Genomic DNA, 20,268 nt, shown 5'->3' with positions numbered 1-20,268 from the left:
CGCGGGCAGCACATAGCTGCCTGCCCTGCCTCAACCACGTCAGCCGATCAACCCGGCCAGATTGTTCCACAAGCCGAACGATCCGAGGTCATTGAACGTCACGAGCAGCATCAGCGCCAGCAGCGCAGCGAGGCCGCCGCGGAACGCCCACTCCTGCACCTGGGGCTCGACGGGCTTACGACGCACCGCCTCGATCGCGTAGAACAACAAATGGCCACCATCCAGCATCGGGACTGGCAACAAATTGATGAATCCAAGATTAATCGAAACCATCGCGATAAAAAAGACGAAGGCCTGAACGCCAAGACTCAGCTGTTCGCCGGACACCTTCGCGATGCTGAGCGGACCGCCGAGTTCCTTGACCGAGCGTCGCCCGCTGATCACCTGACCCAGCGTCTCGACCATCATGGTCACGATTTCGCCGGTCTGGCGGACGGCTACGCCCGGCGCTTCAATCAAGCTGACCGGCACCACCACGGGCCTCGAATTCTCGATGCCCAGTCGACCGACACGATACTCGTTACCAAACCGGTCGCGCTGGAGCTCCGTTCCGATAACAGCATCGCGCGACATCGGCGTGTCACCACGGACAAAATCGACGGTAACCCGCTCGCCGGCTCTGATCTGAATGTAGCGAACCATGTCGCCGAAGGTTTCGACGGTGCGACCGCTTAATGCGACGATCCGATCGCCAGGCTGCAGACCTGCTTTCGCTGCGGCACCGTTGGCAGTGATATTACCCGCCACCGTTGGCGTGCGACTGTCGCCATAAGCGAAGGCGAACCCTGCAAGGATCAGGAGGGCGATGAGGAAATTGGTGACGGGTCCAGCGGCGACGATGATCGCGCGCTGCCACACCGGCTTGGATGGGAAGGTCCTGGCCCGCTCCTCGGGCGGCAGCATCAGCCAGTCGGCGTCGGGCACGCTCGCCGGGTTCATGTCGCCGGCGAAGCGTACATAGCCGCCAAGCGGCAGCCAGCCGAACTTCCAGCGCGTGCCGCGTTTGTCGGTGACGCCGAAGACCTCTTGGCCGAAGCCGATCGAGAATGCCTCTACCTTCACGCCGAACAGGCGCCCGGCGAGATAATGGCCCATCTCGTGCAGGAACACGAGCGGCCCGATGACGAGCACGAACGCAAGAACGGTCAGCAAAAGGCCGGGGCTGGTGATCAAACGACACAATCCTTTACACGCTCGCCCGCCAGCCTTCGCGCTTCGGCGTCCACCATCAGGACATCATCGAGCGTATCGGGAGCGGGCGGATCGTAGCCATCGAGGGTATCGGAGACGATTGCGGCAATTTCGAGGAAGCCGATCCGGCGCGCCAGGAACGCGGCGACCGCAATCTCATTGGCTGCATTGAGGATCGCCGGCCGTGCCCCGCCCGCATCGAGCGCGCGGCGCGCGAGCGCGAGCGCCGGGAAGCGTATCGGGTCCGGCGCCTCGAAATCGAGCCGGCCGATCGCCACCAGGTCGAGCGGCGCCATCGGCGTGTGCATCCGGTCCGGCCAGGCCAGGCAATGGGCGATCGGCGTGCGCATGTCGGGCGGTCCGAGTTGCGCCAGAGTCGATCCATCGACATATTCGACGAGCGAATGGATCACCGATTGCCGGTGCAGGATGATCTCGATCCGCTCGGCCGGCACCGGGAACAGGCGGGCAGCCTCGATCAGTTCGAGCCCCTTGTTCATCATCGTGGCCGAATCGACCGAAATCTTGGCGCCCATCGACCAGTTGGGATGCGCCACCGCTTGCTCGGGCGTGACCTGCCGCATCCGTTCGATCGGCCAGTCGCGGAACGGCCCGCCACTGGCGGTCAGGATGATCCGGCGGACGCGCTCGGCCCGTTCGAAGTCGAAGCATTGGAAGATCGCATTATGCTCGGAATCGGCCGGCAGCAGAGTCGCGCCATGGCATGCGGCCGCGCGGAGGATCACCTCGCCGGCGGAAACCAGCGGCTCCTTGTTGGCGAGCACCACCGTGCCGCCCTGCTCCACCGCCGCCATCACCGGCTCGAGCCCGGCGCACCCGACGATCGCGGCCATGGTCCAGTCAGCGCCCATCGCGGCGGTCTCACCGATCGCCTGTGCGCCGCCCGCGGTTTCGATGCCGGTTCCCGCCAGGGCGCCACGCAGCGCGGGAAGGCAGGTTTCGTCAGCCACCACCGCGCGCCGCGCATTGGTGCGGATCGCTGCCTTGGCAAGCTTTTCGACATCGGTGTTGGCGGTGAGCGCCAGCACCTGAAACCGCTCCGGCTCGCGCTCGATCAGATCGAGGGTCGAACTGCCGACCGAACCGGTCGCGCCGAGAATGGTGACCGTCTTCATGCGTAGAATACCGGCAGAATGATGAGGAACGCGGCGACCGGCGCGACCGGCACCAGCCCGTCGAGTCGATCGAGCACGCCGCCATGGCCCGGCAGGATATCGCCGCTGTCCTTAACGCCGGCGCGGCGCTTGAGCCAGCTTTCGAACAGGTCCCCGCCCTGCGCCAGCACCGCAAGCACGGGCGTGGCCACGGTCAGGCGCAAGGGTAGGCCAAAATACAGGTGCAGCACCACGGCAAAGGCGCTCGCCAGCAGGACGCCGCCGGCAAGGCCGGCCCAGGTCTTGTTCGGGCTGATCGCCGGCGCCAGTTTTGGCCCACCGATGGCGCGGCCGCTGAAATAGGCGCCGATGTCGCACATCCACACCAGCGCGAGCGCCCAGAGGGTGAACAGAACCCCGTCTGCCTGCTCGCGAATCAGCAACAGGGCGAGGATCGGCAACCCCGCATAGATTGCGCCGAATGCGAGGCTCGGGCGGCGCGTTACGATGACGATGAAGAAGGCCGCGCCCATCGTCGCGCCGAGCGTCAGGAAGCCGGGTCCGGCCGCGAGCGTGGGCGCCATCAGCGCCAGGGGAACCGCCAGCGCATATTGCGCCAGCCGCCTTGTCGTCTTTGGAACGCCGTCGAGATCGGCCCATTCGGCCATCATGATCAGGCCCAGGACCACGCAGAGCAGCCAGAAGACGATCCCGCCCCACCACAATGCCGCCATCGCTACCGCGACCATCACGATGCCGACGACCGAACGCAGGGCGAGGTCCGAAGAGCGCCTTGGCGGCGGAGACGTGGTCACAGGCCGCCGAAGCGACGCTGGCGATTGCCGAATGCCGCGACCGCGTCGGCGAGGGTCGCCGCGTCGAAATCGGGCCACAGCGTGTCGACGAACAGCAATTCGGCATAGGCTGCCTGCCACAGCAGGAAATTCGACAGCCTGATCTCGCCCGAGGTACGGATCAGCAGGTCGAGCGGCGGCAGCTCGCTGGTGTCGAGCTGCCCCTCGATCGCCGCTTCGTCGATCGCTGACGGGTCGAGCGTGCCGTCGCGCACCTGTTCGGCAAGCCGGCGGGCGGCGGTGGCGATTTCCGCCTGCGCCCCATAGTTTAGCGCGATCACCAGGATCGGCCCGGTGTTGGTCGACGTCCGCGCGATCGCATCCTCGACCAGCTTGACGGTATCGGCGGAGAAGCGACGATAGTCTCCGATAACGCGCAGCCGGACGTTCTCCCGCGCCATCTCGTCGAGATCGGTGCGGATGAACAACCGCAGCAGCCCCATCAGGTCGCTGACCTCATCCTCCGGCCGGCGCCAGTTCTCGGACGAGAAGGCGTAGAGCGTCAGCGCCTCGATCCCCATCGCGCGGGCCGCGCGCGAGACCCGGCGGACGGCTTCGACGCCCTGGCGATGCCCGGCGATGCGCGGCAGATGCCGCTTCTTCGCCCAGCGCCCATTGCCGTCCATGATGATCGCGACATGGCGCGGCAATGATCCGGCGCCGCCAGCCGCGATGGGTGCCATGGCGGGCGATGCGCTCACTTGCCCAGGATTTCCTTTTCCTTGGCGGTCGCGGCGGCGTCGATCTCGGCGATCGTGCTGTCGGTCAGCTTCTGCACCTCGGTTTCGTGGCGCTTGCGCTCGTCCTCGGAGATGACGCCCTTCTTCTCATCGGTCTTGAGGCTGTCATTGCCGTCGCGGCGCACGTTGCGCGCGGCGATGCGCGCCTTTTCGGCATATTGCCCGGCAAGCTTGGCGAGCTCCTTGCGGCGCTCCTCGGTCAGATCGGGGATCGGCAGGCGCAGCGTGGTGCCGTCGACGATCGGGTTCAGGCCGAGCCCGGCGGAACGGATCGCCTTGTCGGCCGGGCCGACATTCGACTTGTCCCATACCTGCACGGACAGCATGCGCGGCTCGGGCGCCGAGACGGTCGCGATCTGGTTGAGCGGCATGTGCGCACCATAGACCTCGACCGTCACCGGATCGAGCAGCGAGGTGGAGGCACGACCGGTGCGCAAGCCGCCCAGATCGTGCTTCAATGCCTCGACGCTGCCGGCCATGCGGCGTTCGAGATCGGCCTTGTCATAGGCAGCCATCAGGATTCTCCCTCACTTTGGACGATCGTCGATATGCCCTCGCCGCGCAGCACCGCGGCAAGATTGCCCGGCTGGCGGATATTGAACACGACGATCGGGATATTGTTGTCACGGCACAGCGCGATGGCGCTTGCGTCCATCACCTTGAGATTGCGTGCCAGCACCGTATCGTAACTGACTGTCCCATAACGCTTCGCACTCGCCACGATCTTCGGGTCGGCATCATAGACGCCGTCGACCGAGGTGCCCTTGAACAGGGCATCGCACTTCATCTCCGCAGCGCGCAGGGCAGCGCCGCTGTCGGTCGTGAAATAGGGGCTGCCAACGCCGGCGGCGAAGATCACCACCCGCCCCTTTTCCAGATGCCGCTCGGCCCGTCGCCGGATGAACGGCTCGCACACGGAGGACATCGGGATCGCCGACTGGACGCGCGTATCGATGCCGATCTGCTCGAGCGAATTCTGCACCGCCAGCGCGTTCATCACGGTGGCGAGCATGCCCATATAGTCGCCGGTGGCGCGGTCCATGCCGCGTGCGGCGCCGGCGATACCGCGAAAGATATTGCCGCCACCGACCACCACGCAGAGCTCATAGCCCTGCGCCTTGGCGTCGGCGATCTCGCCGGCAACACGCGCGGTGACGGTGGGATCGATGGACAGGCCGTCGGGCCCCATCAGAACCTCGCCGGACAATTTCAGCAGGATGCGTTTGAAGCGCGTAATGGTCACAAATTCCAACATGCTGAGGGTCAGGGGCGGCGCGGACCTTAGTAGCGCGCCAGCGCGATGCCAAGCGATGATACCAGTGACGAATTGTGCATTACCGATGCACAAATCGCATTAAAGCGTTTCATCGCAGGTATTTAGGCGGCAGACACAAGAAGGGCGAGGCCGGCGTCGCCGAACCCCGCCCCTTCTGTCATGCATCGAGCGCGATCAGACGCCCGCGGCGGCCGCGACTTCGGCAGCAAAATCGCTGACTTCCTTCTCGATGCCTTCGCCGAGCTGGAAGCGGACATAGTCCTTCAGCACGATCGTCTTGCCGGCTGCCTTGGCGGCATTGGCGACGACGTCCGAGATCTTGGTCTTGCCGTCCATCACCAGCAGCTGGCTGACCAGCGCATTTTCCTTGCGGTATTTGGCGATGGCACCATCGACCATCTTGGCGACGATGTCGGCAGGCTTGCCGGATTCGGCAGCCTTCTCGGTCGCGATCGCGCGCTCGCGGGCGACGATCTCGGGGTCGAGGCCATCTTCATTGAGCGCCAGCGGGAAAGCTGCGGCGATGTGCATCGCGATCTGCTTGCCCAGCGGCTCGAGCACGTCGGCGCCGGCATCGCTCTCCAGCGCGACGAGCACGCCGATCTTGCCGAGGCCCGGAGCAGCCGCGTTGTGGACATAAGGCACGATCGCGCCCGAGGTCACTTCGAGGCGCTTGGCGCGGCGGATCGTCTGGTTCTCACCGATCGTCGCGATATTATTGGTCAGCACTTCCTCGACGGTCTTGCCGCCGAGCTGAGCTGCCTTGATCGTGTCGATCGAATCGCCCAGCTCGAGCGCGACCGAGGTCACGTCACGAACGAAGGTCTGGAACTGCACGTTCTTCGCAACGAAATCGGTCTCGGAATTGACTTCGACCGCGGCGCCGCGGGTACCGGAAACCTCGATGCCGACCAGGCCCTCGGCCGCGGTGCGGCTGGACTTCTTGGCGGCGGCGGCCAGGCCCTTGGTGCGCAGCCAATCGATTGCCGCGGTCATGTCCCCGCCGGTTTCGGTCAGCGCCTTCTTGCAGTCCATCATGCCGGCGCCGCTCTGCTCGCGCAGGTCCTTCACCGCTGCTGCCGTGATCTCGGCCATGTCTCTAGTCCTCTTGTGCTCTGGATATGGTTGCGGACGGGGGAAGGCTTGCGCCCTACCCCGCCCGTATTTCAGTTCAGCGACGCTCAGGCGTCGAGCTGACGCTCTTCCTCGGCGGCCGCTTCGGGAGCGACGACATCGTCGACGGCTGGAGCAGCAGCCTCAGCAACCGGTGCCGGGGCCGGCGTGAAGTCGATCGCTTCGACCGGCTCGGCAGCGGCTGGCGCCGGCTCGACGGTCAGCGCTTCCTCGACTGGCGGCGCGTCCATTGCGCCGACATCGACGCCGCGACGAGCGACCTGCTCGTTGCCGCCACGGGTCGCGGCGATCGCGATCGCTTCGCAATACAGGCGAATGGCGCGGCTGGCGTCGTCATTGGCCGGCACCGGGAAAGCGATGCCGTCCGGCGACACGTTCGAATCGAGGATCGCGACGACCGGAATACCGAGCGTGTTGGCTTCCTTGATCGCCAGCTCTTCCTTGTTCGCGTCGATCACGAACATCACGTCGGGAATGCCGCCCATGTCGCGGATGCCGCCGAGCGAAAGCTCGAGCTTGTCCTTCTCGCGGGTGAGCTGCAGCACTTCCTTCTTGGTCAGGCCGTGCGTGTCGCCCGAAAGCTGCTCTTCGAGCGTCTTGAGGCGCTTGATCGAGTTGGAAATGGTCTTCCAGTTGGTGAGCATGCCGCCCAGCCAGCGATGGTTGACGAAATGCTGTCCCGAACGACGCGCTGCGTCAGCGACGGGCTCCTGCGCCTGGCGCTTGGTGCCGACGAACAGCACCTTGCCGCCGGCCGCGACCGAAGCGTTGACGAATTCGAGAGCGCGCGCGAACAGCGGCACGGTCTGCGACAGATCGAGGATGTGGACGCCGTTGCGGTCGCCAAAGATGTAAGGCTTCATCTTCGGGTTCCAGCGGTGGGTCTGGTGGCCGAAATGCGCGCCCGTTTCGAGCAATTGATGCATGGTGACGACTGGAGCCGCCATAAGATAGTTCCTTTCCGGTTGTGCCTCTGGGAAGCGAGTAATCCAGGTTGCCCCGGACACCGGCTATGTGTGCTTCCCATGCGGTGTGAAGGCGGGCCCTCTAACGGATGTCGCGGTGGAGTTCAAGCGAGTCGAATTGACCGCCTGCGCAGCGATTTCAGCCCGGTTCGCGTGGTCTCCGATGATCCGACAGGACCTGCACCAGCGGTAAATGGGTAATCCCGATCCTTCCGGCAAGAACACCATGGCAACAAAATCGCCTTCGCCGCTTGACAGACAGAACGAATATGGAACATACAGTGTCCGTATCAGGGGCGCGACGCATTCTCGGCCGTTATTGGCCGCTGCTTCGGTTTTTGCCCGTGGAACCTGGGAGTTGGGCGATGATGGCTGTTCTTGGAATCGTGGTTTTCGCCGGCGCCTTGGCTGCGGCGATGTCGGTGTTCGCGTTCACCCTCGTCCCGGCACTCCCGCGGATCGCCGCGCTACTGCGCGGGGAGGCCGATCCGGCATACCTCGCCGAACCGATGCTGATCCTCAGCGATCGTCGACCCCGTTCTCGCGTTCGTCCGGTGACGCCAGCAGCACCGTCGGCTCGGTCGCAACCGTTCCGCGCAGCCGCCTGACCCGGCGATAGGCAACAACGCTGAACGGTATCGACGCGAGATAGGCGATGCAGACCACCGACAGGGTATGCCAGGGCGCGGAGATCAGCGCCGCGCCGAGCAGCACGACGACGGCGATGGCCTCGAAGCGGATATTGTTCCTGAGCTTGAGCGACGACCAGCTATAGGTCGCGATGCTCGACACCATCAGCGAGGCGATAAACGCCATCCACGGCACGATCAGATAGGGCGATTGCAGGATAGGCTGCCCGCTCCAGAAAAACAGATAGAGCGGCAGCATCGCCAGGCCTGCGCCCGCCGGCGCAGGGATGCCGGTCAGGAAGCCGGCCGATTTATGAGGTTGCTCGGTTACGTCGATATTGGCGTTGAAGCGGGCAAGCCGCAGCGCGCAGAACACCGCGAAGACCAGCGCGACGAGCCAGCCGATCCGCGGAACGTCCCGCAAAGCCCATAGATAAACGATCAGGGCCGGCGATACGCCGAACGAGATCGCGTCGGACAGCGAATCGAGTTCGGCGCCGAACCGGCTCTCGCCCCGCACCAGCCGGGCGACGCTGCCGTCCAGTCCATCGAGCACGCCGGCGATCATGATCATCGTCACCGCCGTTTCCCACTGGCCGGAAATGGCGAAGCGAATCCCGGTCAGGCCGAAGCAAAGGGCCAGCGCCGTCACGGCGTTAGGCGCGACCGCACGCAGCGGGAGGCCGCGCTGGGCGCGGCGGGGCAACGGTCGTCTCATCGAGTCATGCTCGCCGGGCCGGTCATTGTGCGATGCCGGTGGCCGCGCTCACGCCGGGTCGGCCGAGAACCGTCTCGCCCGCGACGCTGCGCTGGCCGAGCGCGACCTGGGGCTGGATATCGTCGGGCAGATAGACGTCGACCCGGCTGCCGAAACGAATCAACCCGATTCGCTGGCCGGCTGCAACCATATCGCCCGGCTTGACGAAGCCGAGGATGCGTCGCGCTACGAGCCCGGCGATCTGGGTAAAGCCGATCCGCCGGCCGTCGCGGCCTTCGACCACGATATGCTGGCGTTCATTCTCTTCGCTCGCCTTGTCGAGATCTGCGTTGAGGAACTTGCCCGAAATATAGACGACCTGGCGGATCGTCCCGGCGATCGGCGTGCGGTTGATGTGGACGTCGAACACCGACATGAAGATCGAGACTCGCACCAGCGGCGCGTCGCCCAGGCCATTCTCCCCGGCGAGCTCGCGCGGTACCGGCACGCGCTGGATCATCGTGATCAGGCCGTCGGCGGGCGCGATGATCAGCCCCTCCCCCTGCGGCGTGACGCGCACCGGATCGCGGAAGAAGGCAGCGACCCAGACGGTCAGGCCGACCATCGGCCAGGCGACGAACCAGCCGAACCACCACAAGGCGAGCAGCGTGGCGGCACCAGCAATGAGGACGTATTTGCGCCCCTCTGGGTGCATGTCGGGAAAGCGCCATTTGATCGCGGGGTTTCCCACCGGCGGCGTGTCGAGTGAATCCATCGACGCGGTCTATCCCCTGGACGCCGGCAAGACAATGTCACTGCATGGTCACGACGATGTTGATCCCTGCGAGCCTTGCCCCTAGACGCCTCCCCGAACCTCCCTAAAGGACAAGCGAGCAATCGATGGCGAAGATCAAGGTGAAGACGCCCGTCGTGGAGATCGACGGCGACGAGATGACACGGATCATCTGGCAATGGATTCGTGAACGCCTGATCCTCCCCTATCTGGATATCGATCTCGAATATTACGATCTGAGCATCCAGAAGCGCGACGAGACCGACGACAAGATCACGGTCGACGCCGCCAAGGCGATCCAGAAATACGGCGTCGGCGTGAAGTGCGCCACGATCACGCCGGACGAGGCCCGCGTCGAGGAATTCGGCCTCAAGAAAATGTGGAAGTCGCCCAACGGCACGATCCGCAACATCCTGGGCGGCGTCGTCTTCCGCGAGCCGATCGTGATGAAGAACGTTCCCCGCCTGATCCCAGGCTGGACTCACCCGATCGTCGTCGGCCGTCACGCGTTCGGCGACCAGTATCGCGCGACCGACTATCGCGTCCCCGGCCCCGGCAAGCTGCGCCTGGTGTTCGAAGGCGACGACGGCACCGTGATCGACGAAGAGGTATTCCAGTTCCCGTCGTCGGGCGTCGCCATGGCGATGTACAATCTCGACGATTCGATCCGCGATTTCGCCCGCGCCTCGATGCACTACGGCCTCAATCTCGGCTGGCCGGTCTATCTCTCGACCAAGAACACCATCCTGAAGGCCTATGACGGCCGCTTCAAGGACCTCTTCGCTGAGGTTTTCGAAAGCGAATTCAAGGATAAGTTCAAGGAAGCTGGCATCGTCTACGAGCATCGCCTGATCGACGACATGGTCGCATCGGCGCTGAAATGGCATGGCGAATTCGTCTGGGCCTGCAAGAACTACGATGGCGACGTCCAGTCGGATCAGGTCGCGCAGGGCTTCGGCTCGCTTGGCCTGATGACCTCGGTGCTGCTCACCCCGGACGGCAAGACGGTTGAGGCAGAGGCGGCGCACGGCACCGTCACGCGCCATTTCCGCATGCACGAGCAGGGCAAGGCGACCTCGACCAACCCGATCGCCTCGATCTTCGCCTGGACCGGCGGCCTGAAATATCGCGGCAAGTTCGACGGCACCCCCGAGGTGACCGAATTTGCCGAGCTGCTCGAAAAGGTCTGCGTCGATACGGTTGAGAGCGGCCATATGACCAAGGATCTCGCGATCCTGATCGGCCCTGATCAGCCCTGGATGACGACCGAGCAGTTCTTCGAGCAGGTCCGCATCAACCTCGAAACGGCGATGAGCAGCGCAGGATAAGGCTCCGTCGCCCCACTTAGACGAAGATCGCCGCCGCGGCGCCCATCAGGCATCGCGGCGGCGATCTTCATTTCCGCCGGCTCGCCTCCCATGGTCGCCAGGCCTGCTGTTCCGCCTGAGGAAGACGCGTTGATCGCGGCATCGATGCCAGTCACCGCCGACAGGGGATGGTTAACGAATCACCCGGGCCGGCCCTGCGCCCTCGCAGCGGCATCGAGCGAGCGAATATAAGCCGGGCAGCAATCGCTGCAGCACGAGCATTTCCCGAAACTGCCACGGGAAATCACCACACTTTTCAGTGCCATGGGTTTCCTGACGGCGGACCCAAGCCGCAGGCCCGGATCATCCTTGCAGGCCGGCGGCCGACAATCGGCCCCTCCGAGTCAGTCGCTGGCTGACAAACCGCTTTTGCCGTGACTAAATGCCCCCATGGCAATGGGATTGGACAATAAGGGCTTCAGCGACGCGCTCGTCATCCTGGGGGCCGCGGGGCTTGTCATCCCGGCATTCGCCCGACTGAGGATCAGCCCGGTCATCGGGTTCATCCTCGTCGGCCTGCTCGTCGGGCCGTCGGGGCTCGGCGCGCTCGATAAGCAATATCCCTGGCTCTATTACATCACGATTTCGGACGCACACTCGATCGAGCCGTTCGCTGAATTCGGCATCATCCTGCTGCTCTTCTCGATCGGGCTCGAACTGTCGCTCAAGCGCCTCTGGTCGATGCGCACGCTGGTGTTCGGCACCGGCGCCGCCGAATTGCTCGGCTCAGGCCTGATCATCGGCATCGCGATCCATTTGACCGGCCAGGGCTGGCCCGGCGCGATCGGCCTTGGTCTAGCGCTGGCCTTGTCCTCCACCGCGCTCGTCCTGCCCATTGCCGGTACGACCAGTCCGGTAGGGCGCTCGGCCTTCGCCATGCTGTTGTTCGAGGATCTGGCGCTCGTCCCGATCATCTTCGTGCTGGCAGCGCTGGGCCCCGGTGCGGGCGATGGCTGGGCTCCGGTCGTCCGGGTGGTCGGCGGCGGCGTGCTGACCATCGCGGCGATGTTCGTCGGCGGCCGCGTGATCCTGCCGCGGCTTTTCGCCCAGGCTGCCCGCACGAAGAGCCCGGAACTGTTCCTCGCCGCCTCGCTGCTCGTGGTCATCGTTGCCAGCCTCGCCACCTCGGCGGTCGGCCTGTCGCCGATCGTCGGCGCGTTGCTGGCCGGCGTGCTGATCGCCGAGACCGATTATCACAGCGAAGTCGAAGTGATGACCGCGCCGTTCAAGGGCCTCGCGCTCGGCGTGTTCCTGATCACCGTCGGGATGAGCCTCGACGTCGGCTCGATCCTCGAAAACTGGCCGGCGCTCGGTGCGGCGATCGTCGCGGTCGTGGCGGTCAAGGCGCTCGTTACCTTCGGCCTGCTCAAATTCGCCGGTATCCGCACCGGCGTCGCGGCGGAAACCGGCCTGCTGATGGGCAGCCCATCCGAAACCACGCTGATCGTGCTCGGCACCGCGGCGGCCGCCGGCTTGATCGCTCCGGCGACGGCGAGCTTCTGGCAGACCGTTACCGCGATCGGTCTGACCATCACGCCCTTGCTCGCCTGGCTCGGCCAACAGACCGCGCGCCGAATCGAATTACGCGGCGGCGGCGGCGACGATCTCGGAGCTGATATCTCGATCGAGGGGCCCGGAACTGTCGTGATCGGCTTCGGTCGGGTCGGGCATATGGTGGCCGACATGCTCAAGGTGCATGGTCAGCCCTTTGTTGCGGTCGAGGCCGATATCGATGCGGTAAAGGCAGCGCGGGCGCAGGGCTATCCCGTCATTTTCGGGGACGTCGCACGGACAGAACTGGTCGATCGGCTCAATCTTGGCCGGGCCAAGGCGTTGATCCTGACGATGGACGATCCCGTGCTGTCGGTTCAGCTCACGCGCCGTGTGCGCGGCTGGGTGCCGCATCTCACGATCGTCGCCCGCGCGCGCGATACGGCCCATGCGGCCGAGCTTTACCGCGCCGGCGTGACGGATGCCGTGCCCGAGACGCTCGAAAGTTCGCTCCAGCTATCCGAGGCACTGCTGGTCGATCTCGGCATCGCGGTCGGGCCGGTGATCGCCTCGATCCACGAGAAGCGCGATGAGCTGCGCAAGGAGATTAAGGAAGCGGCCGACATGAAACACGAGCCGCGCCTGCGGCGCACGCGCAAGCCGCCCGTCGAAATTCCCGTCGAAATCTGATCGCCCCGTGATCAGCCCTGAGTCGCCGTCCCTGCTACGACATACAGCGTGACCAGCATTCCCGCGAGCACCGAGCCGGAGCGATGGCTGCCGGTGCGGCTCCAGGCGAAGGTCATCACCGCCGCCACCGTGGCGAGCACCGGCACGAACTGGATCGCGATGACGGTCGTCAGCGGATCGAAACCCGTCACCAGCATATCTGTCGCAAAGAAAATACCGTAGACGAGGCCAAGCAGCACGGCGAACCCGCCGCTCAGCACCAGCATGGCGGAGGCATAGCGCGCCACCGCCCGGTCGCCCGCCACGGTCAGCGAACGCAGCACCCGTCCCGTCACCAGAAAGGCGAGCGTGATCGGGACGACGTAGATCAACGCGATCAGCCATTGCCGGGCGCTCGGCGGCTTGATCGCCACGACCCAGAAGCGCAGGTCGGTCACCAGCACGCGCTGCACCACCGCAAGAACCAGATAGGCGATCGCCGTCACCGCGAGCGCGATCAGGATCGTCTTCAGCCAGTCCGCCTGCGGGCCTCGCGCGACAAGGCTTCGCCGCCCGAACAGCCAGGTGATTCCTGCCCCCACCAGCGCCCACGCCGCCACCTGAGTCGTCACCGTCTGCGGCAGGAAGGTTGTCGCGGGCAAAAGCAGGAAGATCGCGATGAAGACCGGAAAGAAGGTCAGCGCCGGCACGCCGGCTGCGATCACCGCCCGGCGCCACCACCGCGCGTCCCGGGCCGGTATCGCGGCGACGGCATTGCCCTGCAACGATGCGAAGAACGGCAACGCCAGCAACAGATCGAACAGCCCGAGCACCAGCGGCACGAAGCCGAGCAGCCCGATCCCGGTACCAATCTCCTTCCAGTACCAGATTTGGTCCCCGGCCGGGCGCGGATTGCCGCCGGAAAGCGTGCGCGCGAACCAGTCGGTCGCGGCCCCGATCGCCGCCGTGGAGAAATGATCGCCCGGATGAGTCGTCGATGGTTGCACCAGATAACGTGCCGTTCCTGCGGGGATCGATCCGTAGAGTTTTCCGGCCTGGACCGTATCGGCCGTACCGAACAGCTGCTTCAGCTTGGCGCTTTGCCCGACATCCAGCGCCCGGCTGGTGCCCCACATCAGCTGCGAGAATTCGTCATAACGGCTATAGACCAGCCCCAGATTCCGCGGCCACGCCGGCGTGCCTTCCTTTGCATAGGGCGCGCCGGTGGACGATCCTTCCAGCACGATCGCGCGATAGGCGTCGGGCATTGCCGCCGCCGCGGCCAGGACCGTCCAGCCCCCCATGCTGTGCCCCTCCAGCCCGATCTGGTCCTTGTCGACGAACGGCAGGGAACGGAGATAGGCAAGCCCGTCGGGCCCGCCAAAACCGTTCGAAAACGCCTTGCCCCCGCTATAACCATGGCCGGTCTGGTCCATCGCCAGCACGACATAGCCGCGCCGCGCGAACTCGATCGCGAAGCCGTCCTGCATCTCGCGCGAATTGATATAGCCGTGCACGGCGAGGATGCCGGGCGCCGGCGTCGCCTGGCTTGCGTTGGCCGGCACATAGAGCAGCGCGCTCATCTCAGTGCCGTCGGCGCCCCTGAAGCGGATATCACTCACCCGGGTGCCCCCAGAAGTCTGGATCGCACTGGCGAGCAGCGCGCCGCCCAGGATCATCGCCAGGCCGATCGCCGCCAATATCCAGCCGGGCCAGCGGCGGACCACCGGGAATGGATCGAGCTCGGCCGAACCCTGCTGCTGATCGTGCATATCCATCCCCCCTGCGGGCGCGGTCGCTGGGCGCCGACGCTCTCGACCCACGTCATGCGCCACCGCGCATACCCTGTCGAGACGATGTCAAAACCGCGCGCGCCGTCCTAAGATAGTCGCATGTGTGTCCTGGCCTTTGCGTGGCAAGCGCATCCCCGCTGGCGGCTTCTGCTGGCCGGCAACCGCGACGAACTCCATGGGCGGCCGGCGCAGCCGCTGGAGCGATGGACCAGCCCGGACCATCTGCTCGCCGGGCGCGATCTCCAGTCGGGCGGGACCTGGCTCGGCGTGTCGGAACAGGGTCGATGCGCGGTGGTCACCAATTTGCGCGGCTTCGGCGCGCCGCAACCGGGCCTGGCCTCCCGCGGGGCACTGGTGACGGATTACCTGGCGGGAAGCGGTATCTATGCCGATCCGCTTGCCGCCGATCTGTCGGCCTTCAACCCGGTCAACCTGATCGTGGCTGACCGGCACGGCGCCCATTTTCTGTCGAACCGGCCGGAGATCACGCGAAGCGCCCTCGCCGCCGGCCTGTATGGCCTGTCCAATGGTGGGTTCGACGAGCCCTGGCCGAAGACGATGCGACTGAAATCCTGCCTGCTCGACTGGATCACCGGCGAGGCGAGCGATCCGGAACTGCTGTTCGACGCGTTACACGAACAGGTCCTGCCTGCAATCGGCCTTCAACCGCGCACGCCTTCCGATGTGCCGCAGGAACCGCTGCTGTCGCCCATCTTCATCCGCAACCCGGTCTATGGCACGCGGTGCAGCACTGTGGTGGCGATCGACCGGCTGGGTCGGGGCAGCATCATGGAACGCCGCTTCGCGCCGGACGGCGGCGAGACGGGCCGGACCAGCCTGGACTTCGTCTGGCCCGCATAACCCGGCGGTTCAGGCCGTGGCGGGTTGCTCGGCCAGCGCTTCCCGGATCGCCGCGATCGCTTCGACGCCCTTAGATCCATCAGGCCCGCCGCCCTGCGCCATGTCGGGCCGGCCGCCGCCGCCCTGCCCGCCCAGCACGGCAACCGCGCGGCGCAGCAGATCGACCGCATTGTGGCTGCCGACCAGATCGTCGGTCACGCCGACCGCGATCGACGCGCGGCCGTCATTGACCGCGACCATAGCCGCAACGCCGGAACCGATCCGCTGCTTGGTCTCGTCGACCGCGCCGCGCAGGCCCTTGGCGTCGAAATCCTCGATCACCTGGCCGACGAAATTGATCCCGCCGACCTGCTCCGGCCCGGCCTGAGCGGTACCGCCGCCGCCGAGCGCTAGCGCCTTTTTCGCCTCGGCCAGTTCGCGTTCGAGCCGACGCCGGTCCTCGACCAGGGCGGCGACGCGCGCCGGCACCTCGTCGGGCGACGCCTTCAACGTTGCCGCCGCCTCACGCAGCTTCTCGTCCCGTGCGGTGAACCATTGCCGCGCAGCTTCCCCGGTCAGCGCTTCGATTCGGCGAACGCCGCTCTGGATCGCGCTTTCGCCAACGACCTTGAACAGCCCGATATCGCCGAGCTGTTTCACATGGGTGCCGCCGCACAGCTCAAGCGAATAGGTCTTGTCGCCCTCGCGGCCCATCGAGACGACGCGGACTTCGTCGCCGTACTTCTCGCCGAACAGCGCCATCGCGCCTTCGTTGATGGCCTCTTCCGGCGTCATCAGCCTGGTCGAGACCTCACCATTGGCGCGGATATGACGGTTCACATCGGCCTCCACCTCGGCGATGCGCACTGGCTCGATCGCCGTCGGCTGCGAAAAATCGAAGCGCAGCCGGTCGGGCGCGACCAGGCTCCCCTTCTGCGCGACATGCAGGCCAAGGCGCTGGCGCAGCGCCTCGTGCAGCAGGTGAGTCGCCGAATGGTTGGCGCGGATCGCACCGCGACGGCCATGGTCGACGGTCAGCCGAACGGCATCGCCGACCGCAATATCCCCGGCCTCGACATAAAGGCGGTGCGCCCAGAGCCGACCGAGATGCTTCTGCGTATCCTGGATCGATCCGCGAAGGCCCTTCTCGCTGGAAACGGAACCGGCATCGCCGACCTGGCCGCCACTCTCGCCGTAGAAGGGCGTTTGGTTGACGACGAGATCGACCGTGTCGCCCGGACCCGCACGGTCGACGCGCTGGCCGTCCTTGATCAGCGCGAGAACCTGGCCCTCGCCATCCTCGGCCGAATAGCCGAGAAACTCGGTGCCGCCGGTTTCCTCGGCAATGTCGAACCAGATATCGTCCGAGGCGCGGTCGCCGGATCCCTTCCACGCGGCGCGCGCGGCGCGCTTCTGCTCGGCCATCGCCGTGTCGAAGCCGGCGCGGTCGACGCTAAAGCCCTGCGCCCGCAACGCATCCTCGGTCAGGTCGTACGGGAAGCCGAACGTGTCGTAGAGCTTGAAGGCAGTCTCGCCCGCCAGGGTCGCGCCCGGCGCCATGGTCGCGGTCGCCTCGTCGAGCAGACGCAGACCGTTGGTCAGCGTGCGGCGGAACTGGGTCTCCTCCTGAAGCAACGTCGCCTCGATCGAGGCCTGGGCGCGCAACAGCTCCGGATAGGCGGATCCCATCTCGGTCACCAGCGACGGCACCAGCCGGTGCATCAACGGCTCCTTGGCGCCGAGCAGATGCGCGTGGCGCATCGCGCGGCGCATGATCCGGCGCAGCACATAGCCGCGGCCCTCATTCGCCGGCAGCACGCCGTCAGCGACGAGGAAGCCCGACGCGCGGAGGTGGTCGGCGATCACGCGGTGGCTTGCCTGAGTGTCGCCCGTGCTCGGCGTGCGCGTCAGCGCGCTCGATTCGGCGATCAGCGCCTTGAACGTATCGGTATCGTAATTGTCGTGCACGCCCTGCAGCACCGCCGCGACTCGCTCCAGCCCCATGCCGGTGTCGATCGACGGACGCGGCAGATTGGTCCGAATGCCGTCGGCCCCCTGCTCGAACTGCATGAAGACGAGATTCCAGATCTCGACGAAGCGGTCCCCATCCTCGTCCGGGCTGCCCGGCGGGCCACCGAAGATATGGTCGCCATGATCGTAGAAGATTTCGGAACATGGCCCGCACGGCCCGGTATCGCCCATTGACCAGAAATTGTCGGAGGTCGCGATGCGGATGATGCGGCTCTCCGGCAGGCCGGCAATCCGGCGCCACAGGTCGAACGCCTCGTCATCGGTGTGATAGACGGTCACGGTCAGCCGGTCGGGGGAGATGCCCCATTCGCGCGTGATCAAATTCCAGGCGAGCGTGATCGCCCGTTCCTTGAAATAATCGCCGAACGAGAAATTCCCGAGCATTTCAAAGAAGGTATGGTGCCGCGCGGTATAGCCGACATTGTCGAGATCATTATGCTTGCCGCCGGCGCGAACGCATTTCTGGGACGAGGTCGCGGTCGAATATGGCCGCGATTCCAGGCCGGTGAACACATTCTTGAACGGCACCATGCCCGCATTCACGAACATCAGCGTCGGGTCGTTGTGCGGCACCAGTGGTGCTGATGGCACGCGGGCATGCCCCTCGGCTTCGAAATAGTCGAGAAAGGATCGGCGGATGTCGTTGGTCGAGGTCATGCTGGCGACTTAAGGCCCATCCTCCGTTCCCGCAACGGTTCTGACCGCTCGGATTTTGGCATGTGGGGACAGGAGCAAGGAAGGCGCGATGTCTCTCCATCGCGACCTGCGGCCCGGCATCCGACAATGTCAGTTGGCCGATGAGCGTGGCTTCAAAATAAACTATTGATATTATTATATAATACTCAGTTTTTATACGGCGCGTAAATGTCATTACCTGCATGACATTTTCAGCGGCGGCGCGGACGCCGGGCCTTCGTTCTGCTCAGGCGGATCGCGGTGGCTTGGTCGGGCGCAATCCTTTATGCTTCCCGCACCGACCGGAACGGGGGAAAGCCGATGCGCGCGTTGATGCTGTTGCCGCTGATGGCGCTGCTGCCGGCAACGGTGGGCGACGGCGCGGTTACGCCGCCCTTGTCGGTGCTGCTCGCGGGCGTCCCGATCTGCGGCGAAGATGCCAGTCCGGTCGTCACGAAGACCGAGCTGATGCCGGGATATGGCGATGGCGGCTTCCCGATCGTGACGACGAAACCCGATGCGCAGGCCTTTTTCGACAATGGCATGCAACTCGCCCATGCCTTCGCCCACAAGGCAGCGAGCGCGGCTTTCGCCGAGGCGGTCCGGCGCGATCCGGCCTGTGCGATGTGCCAATGGGGCGCCGCGTGGAGCGACGGGCCGACGATCAACTATCCGATCGATGCCGCTGCCATGACGAAGGCGGCCGGCAAGGTCGCGGCGGCGGAGAAGCTGCTGACGCCGGCGTCTCCCGCCCGGGAGCGCGAGCTGATCGCGGCATTGAAGCTGCGGTACCTTAAGGGTGGCGGCACCGGTGCCGGCGATGCCGGTTTCGCGGCAGCCATGGCAGCGCTCGCCGAGCGCTATCCGGAGGATGACTCGATCGCGACTATCGCGGCGGATGCCTGGATGGTGCCGGCGTCGCTGAGCAGCTTGACCACCAACCTTCCACGCGCGGTCGCGTTGCTTGAGGGCGTGCTGAAGCGTCGGCCGGACTACACACCGGCTATCCACTTCTATATCCACGCGACGGAAATGAATGGCTTTCCTGCCCGGGCCGAGCCCTATGCGGACCGCCTACCCCGCCTCGCCCCCCGCGCCAGCCATCTGGTGCACATGCCGTCCCATACTTTCTACTGGATCGGGCGCTATCAGGATGCGGCCGATGCCAATGTCGCTGCGGTGGCGGTGGGCATCGCCAATGCCAAACAACAGGGTCTGCCGCAGCCCGGCGGCGAGTGGCTGCTTCCCTATCACGGCCATAATGTTCAGTTCGGTGTTGGTGGCGCCTTGCTGTCTGGCGATGCGAAACAGGCGCTCGCGCTCAGCGGACCGCTGCTCGCTGCCGCGCCGCATCAGGCCGAGGCCAGCAATCCGTTCGTGCAGATGGCGATGGGCACTGCCTATGCCGCCCAGGGGCGGTTTGCCGATCCGCAGCGGGTGCTTGCCTTGCCCGATCCCGGCGCGAAGCTCGGCTTCGCCCGCGCCTATTGGCATTATGCCCGGGGCGAGGCGCAGGCGCGGCTCGGCAATGCTGCCGGCGTGCGCGCCGAGCTTGCCCGGATCCCCGACAGCATCGGCCGGGCCAACGAGAAGGACATGACTGCGCACGCGACTCGGCTCATGCGCATTGCCCGCCTGGTACTGGAGGGACGCGCCGCGATGATCGACGGCAAGCCGCTGGTTGCCGCGAGATGGTTCGAAAAGGCAGCGAAACTCGACGAATCACCGCTGATGCGCGGCCTGAGCGATCCTCCCGCCTGGTGGTACCCGCCCCGCCGCAGCGTCGCCGCGGCGCTGTTGCTGGCGGGTAAGCCGAAGGAAGCGCTGGCCCAGGCCGAGCTGGCGCTGGTGCGCCGACCGAACGACCCGGTCACGCTATCGCTACGGGCGGAGGCCCAAACGGCCCTCGGCCAGGTGGAAGCAGCCGCCGGGAGCCGCGCTCTCGCCGAACAAGGGTGGCACGGCGACAAGGCGGGGCTCGCCGCGAAACTGGCCTGAGCGTCGGCGA

General features: G+C 65.6%; 16 protein-coding genes. 4 read left to right on the top strand and 12 right to left on the bottom strand.

The genetic code is table 11. The features are described from left to right. Positions 1–39: 39 nt before the first annotated feature. From rseP to U1769_RS17420, 10 genes are all read right to left on the bottom strand, one after another. Complete coding sequence (rseP, locus tag U1769_RS17465) at positions 40–1,173, bottom strand: RIP metalloprotease RseP (protein WP_332718526.1); 1,134 nt, start codon at positions 1,171–1,173, stop codon at positions 40–42. Further along, positions 1,170–2,327, bottom strand: a complete 1,158-nt coding sequence (locus tag U1769_RS17460) for a 1-deoxy-D-xylulose-5-phosphate reductoisomerase (RefSeq protein WP_332718524.1) — start codon at positions 2,325–2,327, stop codon at positions 1,170–1,172. Before U1769_RS17460 ends, rseP begins: the two co-directional genes overlap by 4 nt. After that, positions 2,324–3,121 carry a phosphatidate cytidylyltransferase gene (locus U1769_RS17455; RefSeq protein ID WP_332718521.1) on the bottom strand — a complete coding sequence of 266 codons (798 nt, stop codon included), beginning with the start codon at positions 3,119–3,121 and terminating at the stop codon, positions 2,324–2,326. The genes U1769_RS17460 and U1769_RS17455 overlap by 4 nt, the downstream gene beginning before the upstream one ends. After that, positions 3,118–3,843: an isoprenyl transferase gene (locus U1769_RS17450; RefSeq protein ID WP_332718753.1), complete on the bottom strand. Its 726-nt coding sequence runs from the start codon at positions 3,841–3,843 to the stop codon at positions 3,118–3,120. Before U1769_RS17450 ends, U1769_RS17455 begins: the two co-directional genes overlap by 4 nt. Positions 3,844–3,857: 14 nt before the next feature. Then, entirely contained in the window at positions 3,858–4,415 is a 558-nt protein-coding gene (gene frr, locus U1769_RS17445) for a ribosome recycling factor (RefSeq protein WP_332718518.1), read from the bottom strand. After that, positions 4,415–5,155 carry a UMP kinase gene (gene pyrH / locus U1769_RS17440; protein ID WP_332718516.1) on the bottom strand — a complete coding sequence of 247 codons (741 nt, stop codon included), beginning with the start codon at positions 5,153–5,155 and terminating at the stop codon, positions 4,415–4,417. Before pyrH ends, frr begins: the two co-directional genes overlap by 1 nt. 195 nt (positions 5,156–5,350) lie before the next feature. Then, positions 5,351–6,271 (bottom strand): translation elongation factor Ts, encoded by a 921-nt coding sequence (tsf, locus tag U1769_RS17435; RefSeq protein WP_332718514.1) that lies wholly within the window; start codon positions 6,269–6,271, stop codon positions 5,351–5,353. An 86-nt stretch (positions 6,272–6,357) separates the two neighbouring features. Continuing rightward, positions 6,358–7,257, bottom strand: coding sequence for a 30S ribosomal protein S2 (rpsB, locus tag U1769_RS17430; RefSeq protein WP_332718512.1), 900 nt, complete (start codon positions 7,255–7,257; stop codon positions 6,358–6,360). A gap of 537 nt (positions 7,258–7,794) precedes the next feature. Beyond that, complete coding sequence (pssA, locus tag U1769_RS17425; RefSeq protein WP_332718510.1) at positions 7,795–8,622, bottom strand: CDP-diacylglycerol--serine O-phosphatidyltransferase; 828 nt, start codon at positions 8,620–8,622, stop codon at positions 7,795–7,797. A gap of 22 nt (positions 8,623–8,644) precedes the next feature. Beyond that, positions 8,645–9,376, bottom strand: a complete 732-nt coding sequence (locus U1769_RS17420; RefSeq protein WP_332718508.1) for a phosphatidylserine decarboxylase — start codon at positions 9,374–9,376, stop codon at positions 8,645–8,647. 125 nt (positions 9,377–9,501) lie between these two features. Here U1769_RS17420 and U1769_RS17415 point away from each other — a divergent pair, with 125 nt between their 5' ends. Both U1769_RS17415 and U1769_RS17410 read left to right on the top strand, forming a co-directional pair. Continuing rightward, positions 9,502–10,722 (top strand): NADP-dependent isocitrate dehydrogenase, encoded by a 1,221-nt coding sequence (locus U1769_RS17415; protein WP_332718506.1) that lies wholly within the window; start codon positions 9,502–9,504, stop codon positions 10,720–10,722. 429 nt (positions 10,723–11,151) lie between these two features. Next, positions 11,152–12,942, top strand: coding sequence for a cation:proton antiporter domain-containing protein (locus U1769_RS17410; RefSeq protein ID WP_332718504.1), 1,791 nt, complete (start codon positions 11,152–11,154; stop codon positions 12,940–12,942). Positions 12,943–12,953: 11 nt separating this feature from the next. Here U1769_RS17410 and U1769_RS17405 read toward each other — a convergent pair whose 3' ends face one another. Beyond that, positions 12,954–14,693 carry an alpha/beta hydrolase family protein gene (locus U1769_RS17405; protein WP_332718502.1) on the bottom strand — a complete coding sequence of 580 codons (1,740 nt, stop codon included), beginning with the start codon at positions 14,691–14,693 and terminating at the stop codon, positions 12,954–12,956. Positions 14,694–14,813: 120 nt separating this feature from the next. Here U1769_RS17405 and U1769_RS17400 point away from each other — a divergent pair, with 120 nt between their 5' ends. Beyond that, the gene (locus U1769_RS17400; protein WP_332718500.1) at positions 14,814–15,575 is read left to right on the top strand and encodes an NRDE family protein; all 762 of its coding nucleotides are present in this window, start codon (positions 14,814–14,816) and stop codon (positions 15,573–15,575) included. A 9-nt stretch (positions 15,576–15,584) separates the two neighbouring features. Here U1769_RS17400 and alaS read toward each other — a convergent pair whose 3' ends face one another. Continuing rightward, positions 15,585–18,242, bottom strand: coding sequence for an alanine--tRNA ligase (gene alaS / locus U1769_RS17395; protein WP_332718498.1), 2,658 nt, complete (start codon positions 18,240–18,242; stop codon positions 15,585–15,587). A 339-nt stretch (positions 18,243–18,581) separates the two neighbouring features. Here alaS and U1769_RS17390 point away from each other — a divergent pair, with 339 nt between their 5' ends. Next, positions 18,582–20,258, top strand: coding sequence for a tetratricopeptide repeat protein (locus tag U1769_RS17390; protein WP_332718496.1), 1,677 nt, complete (start codon positions 18,582–18,584; stop codon positions 20,256–20,258). Positions 20,259–20,268 lie beyond the last annotated feature (10 nt).

The sequence above is a fragment of the Parasphingomonas zepuensis genome (genome assembly GCF_036663735.1).
GTDB lineage: Bacteria > Pseudomonadota > Alphaproteobacteria > Sphingomonadales > Sphingomonadaceae > Sphingomonas.
This window is presented reverse-complemented; position numbering and strand designations above follow the sequence as displayed.

What these genes read in the sequence shown, in the direction of transcription:
- U1769_RS17410 (WP_332718504.1), top strand. Translation starts at nt 11,152, where the DNA reads ATGGCAATGGGATTGGACAATAAGGGCTTCAGCGACGCGCTCGTCATC.
- U1769_RS17450 (WP_332718753.1), bottom strand. Translation starts at nt 3,843, where the DNA reads ATGGCACCCATCGCGGCTGGCGGCGCCGGATCATTGCCGCGCCATGTC.
- U1769_RS17400 (WP_332718500.1), top strand. Translation starts at nt 14,814, where the DNA reads ATGTGTGTCCTGGCCTTTGCGTGGCAAGCGCATCCCCGCTGGCGGCTT.
- U1769_RS17460 (WP_332718524.1), bottom strand. Translation starts at nt 2,327, where the DNA reads ATGAAGACGGTCACCATTCTCGGCGCGACCGGTTCGGTCGGCAGTTCG.
- U1769_RS17405 (WP_332718502.1), bottom strand. Translation starts at nt 14,693, where the DNA reads ATGCACGATCAGCAGCAGGGTTCGGCCGAGCTCGATCCATTCCCGGTG.
- U1769_RS17390 (WP_332718496.1), top strand. Translation starts at nt 18,582, where the DNA reads ATGCGCGCGTTGATGCTGTTGCCGCTGATGGCGCTGCTGCCGGCAACG.
- U1769_RS17420 (WP_332718508.1), bottom strand. Translation starts at nt 9,376, where the DNA reads ATGGATTCACTCGACACGCCGCCGGTGGGAAACCCCGCGATCAAATGG.
- tsf (WP_332718514.1), bottom strand. Translation starts at nt 6,271, where the DNA reads ATGGCCGAGATCACGGCAGCAGCGGTGAAGGACCTGCGCGAGCAGAGC.
- U1769_RS17415 (WP_332718506.1), top strand. Translation starts at nt 9,502, where the DNA reads ATGGCGAAGATCAAGGTGAAGACGCCCGTCGTGGAGATCGACGGCGAC.
- pssA (WP_332718510.1), bottom strand. Translation starts at nt 8,622, where the DNA reads ATGAGACGACCGTTGCCCCGCCGCGCCCAGCGCGGCCTCCCGCTGCGT.
- alaS (WP_332718498.1), bottom strand. Translation starts at nt 18,242, where the DNA reads ATGACCTCGACCAACGACATCCGCCGATCCTTTCTCGACTATTTCGAA.
- pyrH (WP_332718516.1), bottom strand. Translation starts at nt 5,155, where the DNA reads ATGTTGGAATTTGTGACCATTACGCGCTTCAAACGCATCCTGCTGAAA.
- rpsB (WP_332718512.1), bottom strand. Translation starts at nt 7,257, where the DNA reads ATGGCGGCTCCAGTCGTCACCATGCATCAATTGCTCGAAACGGGCGCG.
- frr (WP_332718518.1), bottom strand. Translation starts at nt 4,415, where the DNA reads ATGGCTGCCTATGACAAGGCCGATCTCGAACGCCGCATGGCCGGCAGC.